Source organism: Kitasatospora cathayae (genome assembly GCF_027627435.1).
In the GTDB taxonomy this organism is placed as follows: Bacteria; Actinomycetota; Actinomycetes; order Streptomycetales; family Streptomycetaceae; genus Kitasatospora; species Kitasatospora cathayae.
In genome coordinates, this window is the sequence record NZ_CP115450.1 from 1,737,019 (window position 1) to 1,753,092 (window position 16,074).

The window sequence follows — 16,074 nt, forward strand, 5'->3', positions numbered from 1 at the left end:
CGGGCCCCGAAACCCTAACCTGTCGCTCATGACCAACCCCGCCGAAGAGCTGCTGGACATCGTCGACGAGAACGACCGGGTGATCGGAACCGCGCTGCGCGGGGAGGTGTACCGGCAGGGGCTGACCCACCGCTGCGTGTTCATCATGGTCCGCGATCCGGCCGGCCGGATCTTCGTCCACCGCCGCACCGACACCAAGCTGTTCGCCCCCGGCGCGTACGACATGTGGGTCGGCGGCGTGGTCGGCTCCGGCGAGAGCTACGCCGAGGCCGCCGTCCGCGAGGCCGAGGAGGAACTCGGCGTGCACGGCATCGCCCCGCGCCCGATCTTCAAGTTCCTCTTCCGGGAGCCCGACGGCGGCAAGCTCTCCTGGTGGTGCGACATGTACGAGGCGGAGTGGGACGGCCCGGTCTCGCCGCAGGAGTCCGAGGTCGCCTGGCACGCCTGGCTCACCCCCGCCGAACTGTCCGAGCGCCTCGCCCGCGACACCTTCGTCCCCGACGGCCTCGAGGCCTACCGCCGCTACCTGGAGCTCCGGGCCGGCTAGGCCGGGCCGGCGGATCTCGTCTCAGCGGGCCGGTCTTCGGCGGGCAGGTCCGGGCCGAGCCAGGTCAGGCCGCATGGGCCCGGGGACGGCCGCCGGATAGGCTGACGCGCATGGCCTCCCGTACGCCGTCGCCGACGGCCGACCGCGCAGCACGGACCGCCGCCGCTCCCGACCGGGGGGCCGCGGGCGAGCGGCCGCGCCGGCGGCTGAGCGTGGACGAGCGGCGGGAGCAGCTGATCGCCGTGGCGCTGGAACTGTTCAGCCGACGCCCGCCGGAGGAGGTGTCGATCGATGACATCGCCGCCGCCGCGGGCGCATCCCGGCCGCTGGTGTACCACTACTTCCCGGGCAAGCAGGCGCTGTACGAGGCCTCGCTGCGGCGCGCCGGGCGGGAACTCTCGGCGCGGTTCGAGGAGCCCATGGAGGGGCCGCTGTCGGAGCGGCTGTACCGGGTGATGGGCCGCTACCTCGACTTCGTGCAGAGCCACGGGCCGGGCTTCGCCGCGCTGCTGCGGGGCGGCTCGGTGGCGGCCAGCGCGGGTACCTCGGCGGTGATCGACGAGGTGCGCCGGGCCGCGCACGACCAGATCCTCGCCCACCTGGCGATCCCCGCGCCGAGCCCCGGGCTGCGACTGACCGTCCGGGCCTGGATCGCCAACGCCGAGATCACCTCGCTGGAGTGGCTGGCCGAGCGCTCCGTTCCGCTGGAGGAGCTGCAGCTGCACCTGGTGCAGGAGTTCGTCGCCGCGCTCACCCTGACCGCCGCCCGGGAGCCCATGCTCGCCGCCGAGCTGGCCGCCTTCTTCGCCGACGAGCGGCCCGACGGGCCGACCGGGCGACTGGTCCAGGACCTCGCCGGGCTGTTCGCCGTCCCCGGCATCCTGGACGCGGTCACCGCGCTGGCCGCCGGGGCACCGGCCGGCGGGGCGGTGGACGAACCGTCCGCGCAGGCCACGGAGGGTTCGACCGAGGCCCCCGCGGAGTGATCATCGGGTGATCCTGCGGTTCGGCGACGACGGTGGGCTCTGATAGGAATGGGCGGGGACTTGACGGCACGCCGCCCGGGCGGGCCCGGTCCCACCCGAACCACCGACGGCAGACGGAGCAGAGCGGGGGGCTCACCAGTTGACCCAGGACGTCCAGTTCAGTGCGCAGGCCAACCCCTTCGCGGCGGCCGAGCAGGTCTGCGCGACCCTCGGCACACTCACCGACGCCCTCTTCGACGAGCACACCTCGCGCCACCCGGCGGCCGCGCTGAGCGCCCTGAAACCGGCTGAACACCCGGCCGCCGAGGCACTGTTCGGCCTGCCGCTGGCGCCCAACGGGCCGGTTCACGAGGCCCTCGACCGGCTCGGCACGGTGATCACCGCCGGCACGGCCCGGCCGGGCAACGGCGCACCGGTCGCCGACCGGGTGACGGCCGCGCTGCACCACCGCTACGGCGGCGGAGCGGTGCGCGGCGCCATCGCGGACCGGGGCACCACCTCGGCCGCGCTGTTCCAGCTGCCGGTCGCCGGCGAGTTCGCCGACGCCAAGCTGCGCCCGCCGTTCGCCCCGGCGCTGGCCGCGCTGGCGGCCGGTCAGCAGACCCGGCAGCCGGTCGAACTGGCCACCGGCGCGGGCACCGAGGTCCGGCTGGTCGTCCCGCCGGGTTTCCACCCGCTGACCTCCCCGGGCGGGCCCGCCGGGGCCTCCGCCCGCACGGTGCCCCCGCTGCCGGCCGGCGGCGAGGGGACCGCGGACGCCGACGCGGCCGACGGGCCCGACCGGGCCACGGTGGCGGCGGCCGCCGAGCTGACCGGGCACCTGGCCGAGGTCGCCGAGGAACTGTTCAGCGCCACCGGCCCGGAGCCGCGCCGCGACTTCGCGGTGATCGCGGCGACCCTGACCGACCTGATCCAGGACGCGGGCGTCCGCTACGCGGGCGTGTGCGCGCTGGACGTCGACGGGCGCGCCTCCGAGGCCACCCTGGTCATCTCGCTCGCCCGCCACCCGCTGCCGATCACCGCGTTCGCCACCGAGCTGGCCACCGTACGACGGCACGCCGAGGTCTGGACGGTCCTGCTGCCGGCCGGTCCGGCCGCCGTCCTGGTCGAGGGGCGGACCGTCCCGGTGCCCGGGCCACTGGCCGCCGACGGACAGCGTCGCTGGGTGGTCACATCGGCCGTCCAGGCCTTCGTACCGCTGCCGGACGGCGGAACGGTGCTGTGCGTCCAGCTGACCACGGCCCGGCCGGAGGACTGGGAGTTGTACACGGAGGCGTTCGCGGAGCTGCTGAAGAGCATCCAGTTCGGCTGGGACGGCGTGCCGCTCACCGGTGCGGTCGCGGCCGCGCCGGCGACCGCACCGGTGGCCGTGCCACCGCCCGCGCCGATGACCGCGCCCGCACCGATGACCGCGTCTGCCGCTCCGGCCGCCTCCCCGGTGGCCGAGGAGCCGGAGGAGAAGCCGGTGCACCTGCGCGGCACACCGGTGCGCATTCCGCCCGCGGACTTCAACCCCTTCGCTCCGGTCGCGCAGGAGGAGGCGGCGGCGGACACCGCAGCCGCCGGCGCGGCGGAACCGGCCGAACGCAAGGGCACGCCGGTCAGGATCCCGCCGCCGGACTTCGACCCCTTCGGCATCGCCGGCACGGCCCCGAGCACGGACGAACCCGCTGCGCCGGCCGCTGCCGGCGGTGGTACGGCGGCGCCCGACCCGTTCGGGACGACGATCGCGGCCGAGCAGAAGCCCGACCCCTTCGGCACCACCGTCGCCGCCCAGGGCCCGGCCGTCCCGCCGCCGCCCTCGACCCCGCCGCTCATCCCGGCCCAGGCCGCCCCGGTGGCCGCGCCCGCGGAGAGCGCGGAGGAGCCGGTCAAGCGCAAGGGCACGCCGGTGATGATCCCGCCGCCGGACTTCGACCCCTTCGGCATCGCCGGCACGGCCCCGACCGCGAACGGACCGGAAGCGGAGGCCGAGGCCGACGCGGAGCCGGAGCACCGGCCGTTCGGCTGACGGACGACCGCCGAGGATTGAGAACGGGCTGACTGCCAACAACAGATGACAACTGACAGATTTCAGATTTCGTTCGCTGAAATCTGTCAGTTGTCATCTGTCAGTTGTCATCTGTCAGCTGTCATCTGTTACGCGTCGCCCGTCCCCCGCGCCTCGATCAGCGCCCCCAGACCGTCCAGCATCCGTGCCAGCCCGAACTCGAACAACGCGTCCAGGCTCAGGTCGATCTCCGGCCCCCGGTTCAGCGCGTCGAACATCGGGAACCGCTCCGGGTCCGCCATCAGCAGGTCGTGGTCCTCGGCGATCAGCCCGTCCATCCACTCGTCCGCGGACACCCCGCTGTCCTGCTCGGCCTGCGCCTCCCGCTCGAAGTGCACGGCCAGCCCGCAGGTGAAGGCCGCCAGGCTGACCGCTGCCTGGGCCATCTCCTCCCCGCTCAGCCCCAGGCCCGCCAGGGCGGCCATCGCCCGCTCGGTGTGCAGCGCCGCGTCGGGCGCCAGCACCGGCCGGGTGAAGGACATCGTGGACGCCAGCCACGGGTGACTCCGGTAGATCCGCCACTGCAGCCGCGAGACCTCCTCCAGCCCCGCCCGCCAGTGGGGTGCCGGCGCCCCGGGGAACGGCTGCTCACCGAAGACCTGGTCCACCATCAGCCGCAACAGTTCGTCCTTGCCCGGCACATGGCGGTAGAGCGACATGGTCGCGACACCCAGCTCGGTCGCGACCCGGCGCATCGACAGCGCCGCCAGCCCCTCGGTGTCGGCCACCCGCACCGCGACCGCGACGATCCGCTCCCGGCCGAGCTCCCGCTCCCCGCCCTTTCCCCGCCGCACCGCCGCCCCCGACGCTCGCTCCGCATCACGCCCCGCGTCACGACCCGCAGCCGCGGCCCCAGTAGCCGCAGTAGCCCCACCCGCAGCCGGACGAGGAGAAGCTCCCGGCCGGGCCGCCACCACCGTCCCCACCCCCGGGACGGCCCGCACCAGCCCTTCCTCCCGCAACCGGTTCAGCACCTTGGTCGCGGTGGCCATCGCCACGCCCCACTCCTGCATGATCCGCCGCGTGGACGGCACGCGGGCGCCCGGCTTCAACTCCCCTGCCGCGATCCGGCGTCGGAGCTCCGCCGCGATCCGCTCCGAAGGCGTCCCGCTCTCCACCACAATGACCACCGCCCGCTCGACCGGCCGCACTAGTGCACCACCAGCGCCCACGCTAGCAGCAGCCGACCGCTGACCTCGGCGGAACCCAATCGACGCAGGCCCCCGGCCAGTTGACAACCACCGTCACCAACAGCGGCCTGCGGCGCCCCCGTTCAGCCGGAGCGCCGCGCCAGGTGCACCACGTCCGGCACGCCCCGGCTCACCGGGACCTCCCGGCTGACCACGTCCGTGAAGCCCGCCGCCCGCAGCGCCTCCTCGAAATCCGACGACGGCTGCGCGCTCCACACCGCCAGCACCCCGCCGGGCTGCAGCCGGTGCCACAGCACCGTGAGCCCGTCCGCCCCGTAGAGCCCGGAGTTGGAGTCGGTGACGGTCCAGTCCGGCCCGTTGTCGATGTCCAGGCACAACGCGTGGAAGCGCTCGCCGTCGGACGCCGCCAGGTACTCCAGCAGGTCGGTGTGGATCACCGCGACCCGCTCGTCGTCCAGCGCACCGCCGGAGAAGCCGCCCAGCGGACCGTTGCGGTGCCAGTCGATGATCGCGCTCTCCCGCTCGACGATGGCGATCCGCCCCCAGCGCGGTTCCGCCACCGCGTACGCGAGCGAGAAGCCGACCCCGAGCCCGCCGATCAGCACCGACGGCGCGACCACGTCGGCGCCGGTCCGGTCCAGCTCGTCCAGCGCCGCCTGGATCAGCAGCCGCTCGGACCGCCCGTCTGCGGTGTCCATCAGGAAGCACCCGTTGGCGATGATCTCGTAGTGCCGTCCGCGCTGCCGCAACACCACCTCGCCGAACGGGCCCTCCCGCCGGTCGAGCGTGACGACGGCCTCGTGGCCGTCCCGTTCGGGCAGTGCGGCGGTCATGCGTCCTCCTCGACGGACTCGGCAGCGGGATCGTCCGGGTACGGGCGATCACCCGCCCGACAATAACCGAGTCGACCCGAGCCATGCCCATGAAATACAGGCCGGGCACATGAACGGGCCGGGCCCCGAAGGGACCCGGCCCGGCGCGAACCGACCCCGTCAGGTCGTGACCAGCACCCCCGCGTACGACACACCGGCGACGACCACCCACGAGCCGAGCCCGAGCAGCGCGATCCGCCCGCCGGTCCGCATCATGGTCGGCAGGTGCACCGCACTCCCCAGCCCGAACAGCGCGGCGGCGAGCAGCAGTTCCTGCGCGTCCCCGGCCAGCGTGAGCGCCCGCTCGGGCAGCACCCCGGTGGTGCGCAGCACGATCATCGCCAGGAAACCGACCACGAACAGCGGCACGATCGGCGGCCGGCTGCCGCTCTTGACCGCACCTTCCGTACCGTCCGCCTTGGCCCTGCGCGCGTCGCGCGCGTTGCGCCGCGCCACCACGGCGACGCCCGCGACCAGCGGCGCCAGCAGCACCACCCGCATCAGCTTGACCAGCACGGCCTCGCGCAGGGCGCCCGGCCCGCCGGTCTGTGCGGTGGCGACCACCTGCCCGACGTCGTGCACGCTCGCCCCCACCCAGCGCCCGAACTCGAGCTCACCGAGCCCCAGCGGGTGCTGCAGCAACGGCAGTACGGCGATCGCCAGCGTCCCGCACAGGGTGACCAGCGCGACCGAGGAGGCGACGTCCTCCTCCTCACTGCCGGCCGCCTGGCTGACCGCACCGATCGCCGAGGCCCCGCAGATCGAGTACCCGGTGGCGACGAGCAGCGGCTGGTCCCCCGGCAGTCCGAGCCGCCGGCCCAGCCAGAGCGTGCCGGCGAAGGTGGCGGCGACCACCGTGAGCACCATGGCGACGGTGGCCCAGCCGAGGCCGAGCACGTCGTCGAGGCTGAGCTTGAGCCCGAGCAGGACGATCCCGAGCCGCATCAGCCGCTTCCCGGCCATCGACAGCCCCGGCCGGGCGACTCCGCGGACCACCGGGCGCAACCCGGGCAGATGGGCCGCCGCCATGCCGAGGACCACGGCGGCGGTGAGCTTGGGCACGGCCGGGACGGCCGCGTGGACGGCGATCGCGGCGGCCACCCCGACCGCCGCGAGCAGCAGGCCGGGGGCGTCCCCGCCGAGCGGGGGGAGTGAGCGGGTGCGGGTGGCCCGCTCCCGGAGGGTCAGTGCCACGCCGCGGCTCACCGCTCCTGGTCGGCCGGGAGCCGGTAGACCCGCCGGATGCTGGTGCCGAGCCGCGAGACGTCCGCGCCGTACACGTGGATGGAGACGGCGGTGCTGCTGCAGGCGTTGCGCACCAGGTGGATGTCGCCGGGCGGGGCGAAGGCGGCCACGGTCCCGGCCGGGCCGGCCACGTGCTCGGTCTCGACCAGTCGGGAGCTGCGCCCGTCGGAGACCAGCCGGTAGCGGGTCTCGCTCTCCTGGCCCTGGTGGACCCCGGCCACGCACCAGGAGACGTGGTCGTGGATCGGGGTGTGCTGTCCGGGCAGCCAGACCAGCGCGACGACGGAGAAGCTGCCGTCCGCCTCCGCGTGCAGGACGTGCTGACGGTAGCGCTGGGGGTCGCCCTCCCGCTGGGCGGGGGTGAGCAGCGCGTCGGGCCCGTCGGGGGCGGTGAGCAGGTGCGGGGCGAGGCGTTCGCCGACCAGGTACGCGGTGAGTTCGGGTGGCAGTCCGCGGTCCACGACGGCGCGGATCTCGCTGACCAGCGCGGTCATCCGCTCGGTGAGCCGGTCGCTGCCGACCGTGGCTGGGGGTGTCATGGCAGCAGGTTCGGACCAATAGACCCATCACGTCCAACGAGGGTTCCTAAGCATTTCCCCCATTAGCTCTTATAGGTCGAGCGGCCTCAGCAGCCGACCCGGCTCGCCGCCGCCTGCCGCAGGTGGTCCAGCACCAGTGCGGTGGCCGGGATCCGCCGGTGCTCGCGCAGCACGTACGCGGTCACCTGCCGCCGCAGGTGCGGCTCGACGGCCCGCCCGGTGACCTTGCGGTGGCACATGAAGGAGAGCACCAGCGCGGGCATCAGCGCGATCCCGACCCCGGCGGCGACCAGGCTCTGCACCGCGAGGTTGTCGTCGGTGGAGAACACGATGTCCGGCGCGAAGCCCTCCTCCGCGCAGACGTGCAGCAGGTTGGCCCGGCAGCGCGGACAGCCGGCGATCCAGCGCTCGCCGTCGAGGTCGGCCAGCCGGACGGCGTGCCGACGGCCGAGCGGGTGCCCGACCGGCAGCAGCACGGTGAGCAGGTCCTCCATCAGGGGAATCTCGTCGAGCCCGTCCGGTACCTCGGTCGCCTGACCCGGGTAGCGGAAGGCCAGGGCGATGTCGCACTCGCCGCGCAGCAGCCGCTGCACGGAGTCCGGCGGCTCGGCTTCGAGCAGCTCGACCCGGACGCCGGGGTGCTCGGCGAGCAGCCGGGCCATCGCCTCCGGTATCAGGGTGGCGTTGGCGCTGGGGAAGGCGCAGACCCGCACCCGCCCGGCGCGCAGCCGGGCGAGCGCGGCGAGCTGCTGCTGGGCGGCGGAGAGGCTGCCGAGGATCAGTTCGGCGTGCCGGGAGAGCGCCTCGCCGGCCTCGGTGAGCCGCAGGCCGCGCCCGGCGCGGCTGAACAGCGGGACGCCGACGGTGCGTTCGAGGGCCTTCATCTGCTGGGTGATGGCGGGCTGGGTGTAGCCGAGTTCCCGGGCCGCGGCCGAGTAGGAGCCGGCCCGGACGACCTCGTGGAAGGTCCTGATGTGCCGCGAGTCGAACACCGGTTCCATGGCCCTCCGCCCGGTCGCCTTCCGCCTGCCTCCCGCAATCATAAGAGGAATTTGGAGGTACCGGCCCCGACCCCATTCGCACCTATGGTTCAGTTCCGAACCAAGCTTCCCACGCCACGGGCTCGTGACCCGGCGAAAACGGCGCTCACTGCTGCGCCGAGGGCGGCAGCCCCATCGCCACCCCGGCCTCGGCCACCGGCGCCCCGCCCCGCACGCTCGGACTGCGCCGGCTTCGCCGCTCGACCCAGCGGGCCAGCCAGGACAGCAACAGACACATGCCGATGTAGATCGGCGCGATCACGATCACCACCGGGATGAACGGCAGGTCGTAGTCCAGGTTGGTGGCGATCAGCTTGCCCGCGTGCAGGAACTCCTCGAAGGTGATCAGGAACCCGAGCGAGGTGTCCTTGAGCGCGACCACCAGCTGGCTGATGATGGCCGGCAGCATCGCCCGGTTGGCCTGCGGCACCAGCACGTACGTCATCACCTGGGTCTTGCGCATGCCCAGCGCGTACGCCGCCTCCCGCTGCCCCTTGGGCACCGCGAGCACACCGGCGCGGAACACCTCGGCCAGCACCGAGCCGTTGTACAGCACCAGCCCGGCCACCAGCGCCCAGAGCGGCTGCACCTTGAGGGCGACGAAGACGAAGAAGATCATCACCAGCAGCGGCATGGCCCGGAAGAACTCCACCACCAGCGTGGCGAACCAGCGCACCACCCGGTGGTCGGACAGCCGCCCGGCCGCGAACAGCGCGCCGAACGGCAGCGCGAACAGCACCGTCCAGCCGAAGGCCCGGAGGGTGTTGCCCAGCCCGCGCAGCAGCAGGTCCTGGACGCCCTGGTACTCGAAGGGCTCCCACTTGGCATAGGTGAACTGGTGGGTGTGGAACAGCATGTAGACGACCCAGCCGATCAGCGCCGCGATCAGCAGCAGCGCGATCCCGCCGTACAGCCGGTGCCGGGCCAGCGCCTTGGGGCCGGGGATGTCGTACAGCGCCGAGGATTCAACGGTCATCGGGACACCGCCACTCGTCGTTCCAGCAGGTTGAAGACGGCGCTGATGGACAGCGTGATGATCAGGTAGCCGACGGCGATCCAGACGAAGGTCCAGATGATGCTGTAGCCGAGCTCGTTGATGGTCCGGTAGGTGCCCAGCAGTTCGGTGACGCTGAACGAGCCGGCGATCGCCGTGTTCTTCGCCAGCGCGATCATCACGCTGCCGAGCGGCGCCACCACCGAGCGGTAGGCCTGCGGCAGCACCACCAGGCCCATCGTCTGCCCGAAGCTCATGCCCAGGCTGCGGGCCGCCTCGCCCTGCCCGGACGGCACCGTGTTGATGCCCGAACGCATCGACTCGCAGACGAAGGCCGAGGTGTAGCAGCCGAGGGCGAGCACGGCGAAGGTGTAGAAGGGCAGGGTGATGTTGAACCGGGGCAGGCCCAGCACCACGATGAAGAACAGCAGGGTCAGCGGCGTGTTGCGCAGCACCGTCACCCACACCGTCCCGAACGCCCGCAGCGGCCGGACCGGCGAGACCCGGAAGCCCGCGATCACCATGCCCAGCACCAGCGAGAGCACGGCGCTCACCGCGAACAGCGAGAGCGTGCCGAGGAAGCCCTCCCAGTAGGTCGACCAGTTGTCGGTCAGCGTTTTCACGGCGCGGCCCTCTCAGTACCGGTCGATCGTCGGCGGGGTGGGTGCGGGTGCCCCGGACAGGCCGAGGGTCGCGTCGAAGGCCTTCGCCCAGTCACCGTTCTGCTCGTGGTGCGCCAGCGCGTCGTCCAGCGCCCCGCGCAGCACGGTGTCGTTCTTCGGCGTGCCGATCCCGTACGGCTCGGTCGAGAACAGCGGGCCCACCACCTTGAGCTCGTCCGGCACCTTGGCCGCGTAGCCCAGCAGGATCGCGTTGTCCGTGGTCACGGCGTCGACCTGGTTGGTGATCAGGTTGTCCACACAGGCCGAGTAGGTGTCGTAGCCGATCAGGCGCGCCTTCGGGTACTGCGACTGGATGCGCTGATACGGGGTCGAGCCGGCCGCCGAGCAGACCTTCTTGCCGCTCAGGTCCTGCGGCCCGTGGATGCTGTCGTCGTTCTTGCGCACCAGCAGCGACTGCCCGGCGACGAAGTACGGCCCGGCGAAGCCGACCAGCTTCTTGCGGTTGTCGTTGATGGTGTACGTGCCGACGTAGTAGTCCACCTGGCCGTTCTGCAGCGCGGTCTCGCGGTTGGCCGAGGCGATGGTCTTGAACTGGATCTTCTCCGGCGGGAAGCCGAGCGAGGCGCCGACCATCTTGGCGATCTCGATGTCGAAGCCGGAGTACACCCCGGTGGCGGGGTTCTTCTGGCCCAGGTACGGCTGGTCCTCCTTGGCGCCGACCACCAGGTGGCCCCGGTTGCGGGCGGCGTCCAGGGTCGGCGAGCCGGTGATCGAGCCGTCCTGCACCTGGTAGGTGGGCAGCGCGCTCGGCTGGGGTCCCTTGGGCGGCGGGGTGCCGGGCTTTCCGCAGCCGGCGGCCAGCACGGCGAGCAGCAGGACGGCGGCGGTCAGCCGACCGCGCGCCCGCGCGGCGGGCGTGGTCATACGGTTCACGGCGCCGCCCTCAGTGCTTCAGGATCTTGGAGAGGAAGTCCCGGGCACGCTCGCTCTCGGGGGCGCTGAAGAAGTCCTCCGGGGCGCCGTCCTCGACGATCCGACCGTCGGCCATGAACACCACCCGGTTGGCGGACGCCCGGGCGAAGCCCATCTCGTGGGTGACCACGACCATCGTCATGCCCTCGCTCGCGAGCTGGCGCATGACGTCCAGCACCTCGTTGATCATCTCGGGGTCGAGCGCCGAGGTCGGCTCGTCGAACAGCAGCGCCTTGGGGTCCATCGCCAGCGCGCGGGCGATCGCGACCCGCTGCTGCTGGCCGCCGGAGAGCTGGGCCGGGTACTTGTCGGCGTGCGCCGAGAGGCCGACCCGCTCCAGCAGCGAGCGGGACTTGGCGTCCGCCTCCGTCTTGGCCCGGCCGCGGACCTTGATCTGGGCGAGCGAGACGTTCTGCAGCACGGTCTTGTGCGCGAACAGGTTGAAGGACTGGAACACCATGCCGACCTCGGCGCGCAGCTTGGCCAGTCCCTTGCCCTCCGCGGGCAGCGGCTGGCCGTCGATCAGGATGGTGCCGCGCTCGATCGGCTCCAGCCGGTTGATCGCCCGGCAGAGCGTGGACTTCCCGGAGCCGGACGGGCCGATCACCACGACGACCTCGCCGCGGCCGACCGTCAGCTCGATGTCCTGCAGCACGTGCAGGTCTCCGAAGTGCTTGTCGACCCCACGCATCTCGATCAGCGGGGTGAAGGCCGAGGAACCGGTCGGGGCCGGTTCGGGGGCGGTGGTCACCGGGCGCGCCGTCCCTTCATCAGCCAGCCCAGCACGCCGCCGGCGACCAGCGTCGCCAGCAGCGCGATCCAGAGCGGCGCGGTCACGGTGAACACCCAGAACTGGATCTTGACCTTTTCGAGGTTGGCGAACAGGAACCACACCGCGAGGATCACGATGACGACGATCCCGATGTACCGCGTGGGGATCCCGCCGATCTCGCTGCGCTGGGGGCGGGACGAGCCGTCTGAAATCTTGGTCACCGGAGCAGTCTGCTGGCCGGGCTGACGATTTGCCCGGTTACGCGCCTATCCGGGCCATGGAGTAACCCGCACGGGGCAATCCGGCCCCGCACGGGTTTCGAACCCCCGTTACACTGCCGCCCCCGCCGAGCGGGTCGCTAGCGTTCGTCCCGCCAGGAGCGCCAGAGCGCCGCGTACGGGCCGCCGGCCGCGACCAGCTCCGGGTGGCTGCCGTACTCGCTGATCCGCCCGCCCTCGACCACCGCGATCACGTCCGCGTCGTGCGCGGTGTGCAGCCGGTGGGCGATGGCGATGACCGTCCGGCCCTCCAGCACCCGGGACAGCGAGCGCTCCAGGTGCCGGGCGGCCCGCGGGTCCAGCAGTGAGGTGGCCTCGTCCAGCACCAGGGTGTGCGGGTCGGCCAGCACCAGCCGGGCCAGGGCGAGTTGCTGGGCCTGCGGCGGGGTCAGCGAGGTGCCGCCGGAGCCGACCTCGGTGTCCAGCCCCTCCGGGAGGGCGTCAACCCAGGCCCCGGCGTCCACCGCTTCCAGCGCGGCCCGCAGTTCGGTGTCGTCCGCCTCGGGCGCGGCCAGCCGCAGGTTGTCCCGCAGGGTGCCGACGAACACGTGGTGCTCCTGGTTGACCAGGGCGACCTCCGACCGCACCCGCTCGGCCGGCATCCGGGACAGCGCCGCCCCGCCGAGGGTGACGCTGCCGCGGCCGGGCGCGTAGATCCCGGCCAGCAGCCGCCCGAGGGTGGACTTGCCCGCCCCGGACGGGCCGACCAGCGCGACCCGGCTGCCCGGGGCGACGTCCAGGCTGATCCCGTGCAGCACGTCCGCACCCTCGCGGTAGCCGAAGCGGACGTCCCGGGCCTCGACCCGGCGCCCCTCCGGACGGGCCGACTCGTCGCCCTCGTGCTCCGGCACCTCGTGCACGCCCACCAGTCGGGCCAACGAGGCCTGTCCGATCTGCAGCTCGTCGTACCAGCGCAGGATCAGGTCCACCGGGCCGATCAGCATCTGGGTGTACAGCACACCCGTGGTCAACTGGCCGACGGTGAGCCAGCCCTTGAGGGTGAACAGCCCGCCGACCAGCAGGGTGGCCAGCACCGCCGAGGAGTAGACCGCTTCGATGGTCGGGAACCAGACCGAGCGCAGCCACAGGGTGTAGCGCTCCCAGGCCAGCCACTCGCGCAGCTTGCGGTCCGTCAGCCGGACCCGCTGCTCGCCCAGGCGCAGCGACTCGATCGTCCGCCCGGCGTCCACCGTCTCGGCCAGCACGTTGCTCACCGCCGCGTACCCGGCCGACTCGTTGCGGTAGGACTGCGGGGCGCGCCGGAAGTACCAGCGGGAGCTGGCCAGCAGCAGCGGCAGGCCGACCAGCGAGGTCAGCGCGAGCAGCGGCGAGGTGACCAGCAGGGCGCCGAGCACCAGCAGCAACGACACGACCGCGACGGCGAGTTCGGGCACCGCCTCGCGCACCGACTTGTCCAGCCGGTCGATGTCGGTGGTCCCCCGGGAGACCAGGTCCCCGGTGCCGGCCCGCTCCAGCACGCCGGTCGGCAGCGCGACCGAGCGGACCAGGAAGTCCTCGCGCAGGTCGGCCAGCACCCGCTCGCCGAGCCCGGCCCCGCGCATCCGCGACCAGCCGGTGAACGCGGACTGCACCGCGAGCGCCAGCAGGTACCAGCCGACCGCCACCGCGATGGTGGCCTCGGCCGTACCGGTGGCCAGCGACTCGACCAGGTTGCCGAGCACCCAGGGCCCGACCAGCCCGGCCAGGGTGGCCACCGAGTGCAGCGAGACCACGGCGGCGAACCCGCGCCGGTGCCGCCGCGCCAGCAGCCCCAGGTATCCGCGCACGGCGGCCGGGGAGCCGACCGGCAGGGTGGTGGCCGGCCCCTGTTCCTGATGGACGGGGGGCTTCATGAAGTACTCCTCGTTCGTCGGGCCGGACGGTTGACGACGGTGCTCATGCCGACACGGCCTCCTCGTCCCGGGTGACCACGGCCCGGTAGGCCGGTTCGGTGCGCATCAGTTCGCGGTGCCGGCCGGCCGCGACCACCCGGCCGTCGCGCACCAGCACCACCCGGTCCGCCTGGTCGAGCAGCAGCGGGCTGGTCGCGAACACCACGGTGGTGCGCCCGGCCCGGGTGTCCCGCAGCCCGGTGGCGATCCGGGACTCGGTGTGGGCGTCCACCGCGCTGGTCGGCTCGTCCAGCACCAGCACGGGCGGGTCCGCCAGCAGCGCGCGGGCCAGGGCGAGCCGCTGGCGCTGCCCGCCGGAGAGCGAGCGCCCGCGCTCGGTGATCCGGGCGAGCATCGGGTCGCCCGCGCACTCCGGCGAGCCGTCCACCAGCGCCTCCAGCACGTCCTCGGAGCGGGCCGCGGCGAGCGCCTCGGCCACCGGGACCCTTCCGGAGGAGGGGATGTCCAGCAGCTCGGCCAGCGTGCCGGAGAGCAGCACCGGCTCCTTGTCGTGGACAAGCACCGCCGCCCGGGCCTCGGTCAGCGGCACGGTGTCCAGCTCGGTGCCGCCGAGCCGGACGGAGGGCGGTGCCGGCTCGCCCTCGGCCAGCGGGACGTGGCCACCGAGCCGCTCGGCGAGCGCCCCGGCGAAGTCCGGGTCCCCGCAGACCACGGCGGTCAGCTCGCCGGCCCGGGCGGTCAGCCCGGTGGCCGGGTCGTGCAGGTCGGACCGGTCCGGGCGGGTCAGCACGCCCTCGGCCGCGCCGTCGGTCCGGCTGAGCGAGAGCACCCGCACGGCCCGGCCGGCGGAGACCCGGGCGACGCTCCAGGCGTGCGCCGCCTCGCCCAGGATCCGCAGCGGCGCGGCGAGGAAGGCGGTCGCGCCGTACACCGCGATCAGGGTGCCCACGCCGAGCTCGCCGGAGGCCGCCAGGCGGGCGCCGTACCACGTCACCCCGACCACGAACAGGCCGGGCAGCAGCACCTGTTGGGCCTGCATCAGGGACCACAGCCGGGCCGAGCGGACCGCCGCCGCGCGGACCTTCTGGGAGGCCGCCCGGTACCGTTCCAGGAACAGCTCCTCGCCGCCGATGCCGCGCAGCACCCGCAGCCCGGCCACCGTGTCGGCGGCCAACTCGGTGGCCTTGCCGCCGAGCTCGCGCTGCTTGTCGTAGCGCCGCTCGAACGGCCCGATCAGCGGCCAGACCGAGGCGGCCAGCACCGGGACGCCGAGCAGCACCCCGATCCCGAGCACCGGCTCGACCACCAGCACCACCGAACTGACGGCCAACCAGACGATCACCGCGGCCCGGACCCGGGCGACCAGTTCGACGTACCAGCCGATCCGCTCGACGTCCCCGCTGCCGACCGCGACCACCTCACCGGTGGCGATCCGGCGGGACAGCCCGGCCCCGAGCCGCGAGGCCTGCCCGGCCACCAACTGCCGTACCTGGCAGGCGGCTTGGATCCAGTTCCAGACCGCCTGCCGGTGCAGCAGCACGGCGCCGGCGGCGGCGACGGCGGACAGCAGCAGCGCGAGCGCGCCGGCCCGCCAGATCCCGCCGGCGTCGCCGTCGACGGCGGCCTGGACGCCGCGCCCGAGCGCCACCGGGAACGCGGCCTGGGCGCCCATCTCGATGAGCGCCCAGCAGGTGGCGCGGACCTGCCCGCGCCGCTGGGCGCGCTGCAGCCAGCGGAGGAAGGCCAGGGGTGAGGAGAGGTCGGGACTGCCGGGGTCGGCCAGCGGCAGGGGGGTGAGCGGCATGACACTCCGATGCGAATGGTGCGGGAGGTACGGAGACGCGGAGATGTGGCGAAGCGGGAGGAGACACGGGCGCAGGCCGTACGGCGCGGCCGCCCCGCTGACGCACGAGGACGGACGAAGGACGCGCGGCGCAACGGCGCGGCGACGTCGGCACGCCCGGCGGAAGCGCCGGACTGGCGAGGGATGGGCACGAAGGGCCCGGATCTCAGGAGGTCATGTCCGCGAGCCTGCCAAGCCCGGTGTGATCCACGCAACAGGTTTTCCGCCGCCCCGGTCGCGGCGGCCCCGGCGGTGCGCCCCGGCGCACGCCACGCCGCCGTAAAGCTTCGCCAAAGATTCGCCCGAACG

Annotated in this window: 15 protein-coding genes and 1 pseudogene; 3 read left to right on the top strand and 13 right to left on the bottom strand. The window is 73.4% G+C overall.

All coding sequences use genetic code 11. The features are described 5' to 3' along the window. Nucleotides 1-28 precede the first annotated feature (28 nt). From O1G21_RS07830 to O1G21_RS07840, 3 genes are all read left to right on the top strand, one after another. Nucleotides 29-547: an NUDIX hydrolase gene (locus O1G21_RS07830; RefSeq protein WP_270141973.1), complete on the top strand. Its 519-nt coding sequence runs from the start codon at nt 29-31 to the stop codon at nt 545-547. A 110-nt stretch (nt 548-657) separates the two neighbouring features. After that, nucleotides 658-1,533 carry a TetR/AcrR family transcriptional regulator gene (locus O1G21_RS07835; protein WP_270141975.1) on the top strand — a complete coding sequence of 292 codons (876 nt, stop codon included), beginning with the start codon at nt 658-660 and terminating at the stop codon, nt 1,531-1,533. A gap of 139 nt (nt 1,534-1,672) precedes the next feature. After that, complete coding sequence (locus tag O1G21_RS07840; protein ID WP_270141977.1) at nt 1,673-3,544, top strand: hypothetical protein; 1,872 nt, start codon at nt 1,673-1,675, stop codon at nt 3,542-3,544. Nucleotides 3,545-3,672: 128 nt separating this feature from the next. Here the strand turns inward: O1G21_RS07840 and O1G21_RS07845 are convergent, their stop codons facing one another. From O1G21_RS07845 to O1G21_RS07900, 13 genes and pseudogenes are all read right to left on the bottom strand, one after another. After that, nucleotides 3,673-4,377: a TetR/AcrR family transcriptional regulator gene (locus O1G21_RS07845; protein ID WP_333493551.1), complete on the bottom strand. Its 705-nt coding sequence runs from the start codon at nt 4,375-4,377 to the stop codon at nt 3,673-3,675. Nucleotides 4,378-4,506: 129 nt separating this feature from the next. Continuing rightward, nucleotides 4,507-4,755: pseudogene (locus O1G21_RS41345) on the bottom strand (winged helix-turn-helix domain-containing protein); the annotation flags it as partial. Between the two features lie 101 nt (nt 4,756-4,856). Next, nucleotides 4,857-5,567 carry a spermidine synthase family protein gene (locus O1G21_RS07850; protein ID WP_270141979.1) on the bottom strand — a complete coding sequence of 237 codons (711 nt, stop codon included), beginning with the start codon at nt 5,565-5,567 and terminating at the stop codon, nt 4,857-4,859. A gap of 159 nt (nt 5,568-5,726) precedes the next feature. Next, nucleotides 5,727-6,794, bottom strand: a complete 1,068-nt coding sequence (locus tag O1G21_RS07855) for a YeiH family protein (RefSeq protein WP_270150826.1) — start codon at nt 6,792-6,794, stop codon at nt 5,727-5,729. A 14-nt stretch (nt 6,795-6,808) separates the two neighbouring features. Continuing rightward, nucleotides 6,809-7,390, bottom strand: a complete 582-nt coding sequence (locus O1G21_RS07860) for a cysteine dioxygenase family protein (RefSeq protein ID WP_270141981.1) — start codon at nt 7,388-7,390, stop codon at nt 6,809-6,811. 86 nt (nt 7,391-7,476) lie between these two features. Beyond that, a complete protein-coding gene (locus O1G21_RS07865; RefSeq protein ID WP_270150828.1) occupies nt 7,477-8,382 on the bottom strand; it encodes a LysR family transcriptional regulator in 906 nt (301 codons plus the stop codon). A 154-nt stretch (nt 8,383-8,536) separates the two neighbouring features. Beyond that, nucleotides 8,537-9,406 carry an amino acid ABC transporter permease gene (locus tag O1G21_RS07870; protein WP_270141983.1) on the bottom strand — a complete coding sequence of 290 codons (870 nt, stop codon included), beginning with the start codon at nt 9,404-9,406 and terminating at the stop codon, nt 8,537-8,539. Continuing rightward, nucleotides 9,403-10,047 carry an amino acid ABC transporter permease gene (locus O1G21_RS07875; protein ID WP_270141984.1) on the bottom strand — a complete coding sequence of 215 codons (645 nt, stop codon included), beginning with the start codon at nt 10,045-10,047 and terminating at the stop codon, nt 9,403-9,405. Before O1G21_RS07875 ends, O1G21_RS07870 begins: the two co-directional genes overlap by 4 nt. Nucleotides 10,048-10,059: 12 nt before the next feature. Beyond that, nucleotides 10,060-10,971 carry a glutamate ABC transporter substrate-binding protein gene (locus tag O1G21_RS07880; protein ID WP_270141985.1) on the bottom strand — a complete coding sequence of 304 codons (912 nt, stop codon included), beginning with the start codon at nt 10,969-10,971 and terminating at the stop codon, nt 10,060-10,062. Nucleotides 10,972-10,990: 19 nt separating this feature from the next. Continuing rightward, entirely contained in the window at nt 10,991-11,719 is a 729-nt protein-coding gene (locus O1G21_RS07885) for an amino acid ABC transporter ATP-binding protein (RefSeq protein ID WP_270150830.1), read from the bottom strand. A 47-nt stretch (nt 11,720-11,766) separates the two neighbouring features. Further along, entirely contained in the window at nt 11,767-12,012 is a 246-nt protein-coding gene (locus O1G21_RS07890; RefSeq protein WP_270141986.1) for a LapA family protein, read from the bottom strand. Nucleotides 12,013-12,149: 137 nt separating this feature from the next. After that, the gene (locus tag O1G21_RS07895) at nt 12,150-13,922 is read right to left on the bottom strand and encodes an ABC transporter ATP-binding protein (protein ID WP_270141987.1); all 1,773 of its coding nucleotides are present in this window, start codon (nt 13,920-13,922) and stop codon (nt 12,150-12,152) included. 43 nt (nt 13,923-13,965) lie between these two features. Further along, a complete protein-coding gene (locus O1G21_RS07900) occupies nt 13,966-15,726 on the bottom strand; it encodes an ABC transporter transmembrane domain-containing protein (protein ID WP_270141988.1) in 1,761 nt (586 codons plus the stop codon). Between the last annotated feature and the right edge of the window lie 348 nt (nt 15,727-16,074).

Excerpts from the sequence above, each read along its gene's own strand:
- O1G21_RS07830 (WP_270141973.1), top strand. The coding sequence starts at position 29 with ATGACCAACCCCGCCGAAGAGCTGCTGGACATCGTCGACGAGAACGAC.
- O1G21_RS07835 (WP_270141975.1), top strand. The coding sequence starts at position 658 with ATGGCCTCCCGTACGCCGTCGCCGACGGCCGACCGCGCAGCACGGACC.
- O1G21_RS07850 (WP_270141979.1), bottom strand. The coding sequence starts at position 5,567 with ATGACCGCCGCACTGCCCGAACGGGACGGCCACGAGGCCGTCGTCACG.
- O1G21_RS07860 (WP_270141981.1), bottom strand. The coding sequence starts at position 7,390 with ATGACACCCCCAGCCACGGTCGGCAGCGACCGGCTCACCGAGCGGATG.
- O1G21_RS07870 (WP_270141983.1), bottom strand. The coding sequence starts at position 9,406 with ATGACCGTTGAATCCTCGGCGCTGTACGACATCCCCGGCCCCAAGGCG.
- O1G21_RS07880 (WP_270141985.1), bottom strand. The coding sequence starts at position 10,971 with ATGACCACGCCCGCCGCGCGGGCGCGCGGTCGGCTGACCGCCGCCGTC.
- O1G21_RS07895 (WP_270141987.1), bottom strand. The coding sequence starts at position 13,922 with ATGAAGCCCCCCGTCCATCAGGAACAGGGGCCGGCCACCACCCTGCCG.
- O1G21_RS07900 (WP_270141988.1), bottom strand. The coding sequence starts at position 15,726 with ATGCCGCTCACCCCCCTGCCGCTGGCCGACCCCGGCAGTCCCGACCTC.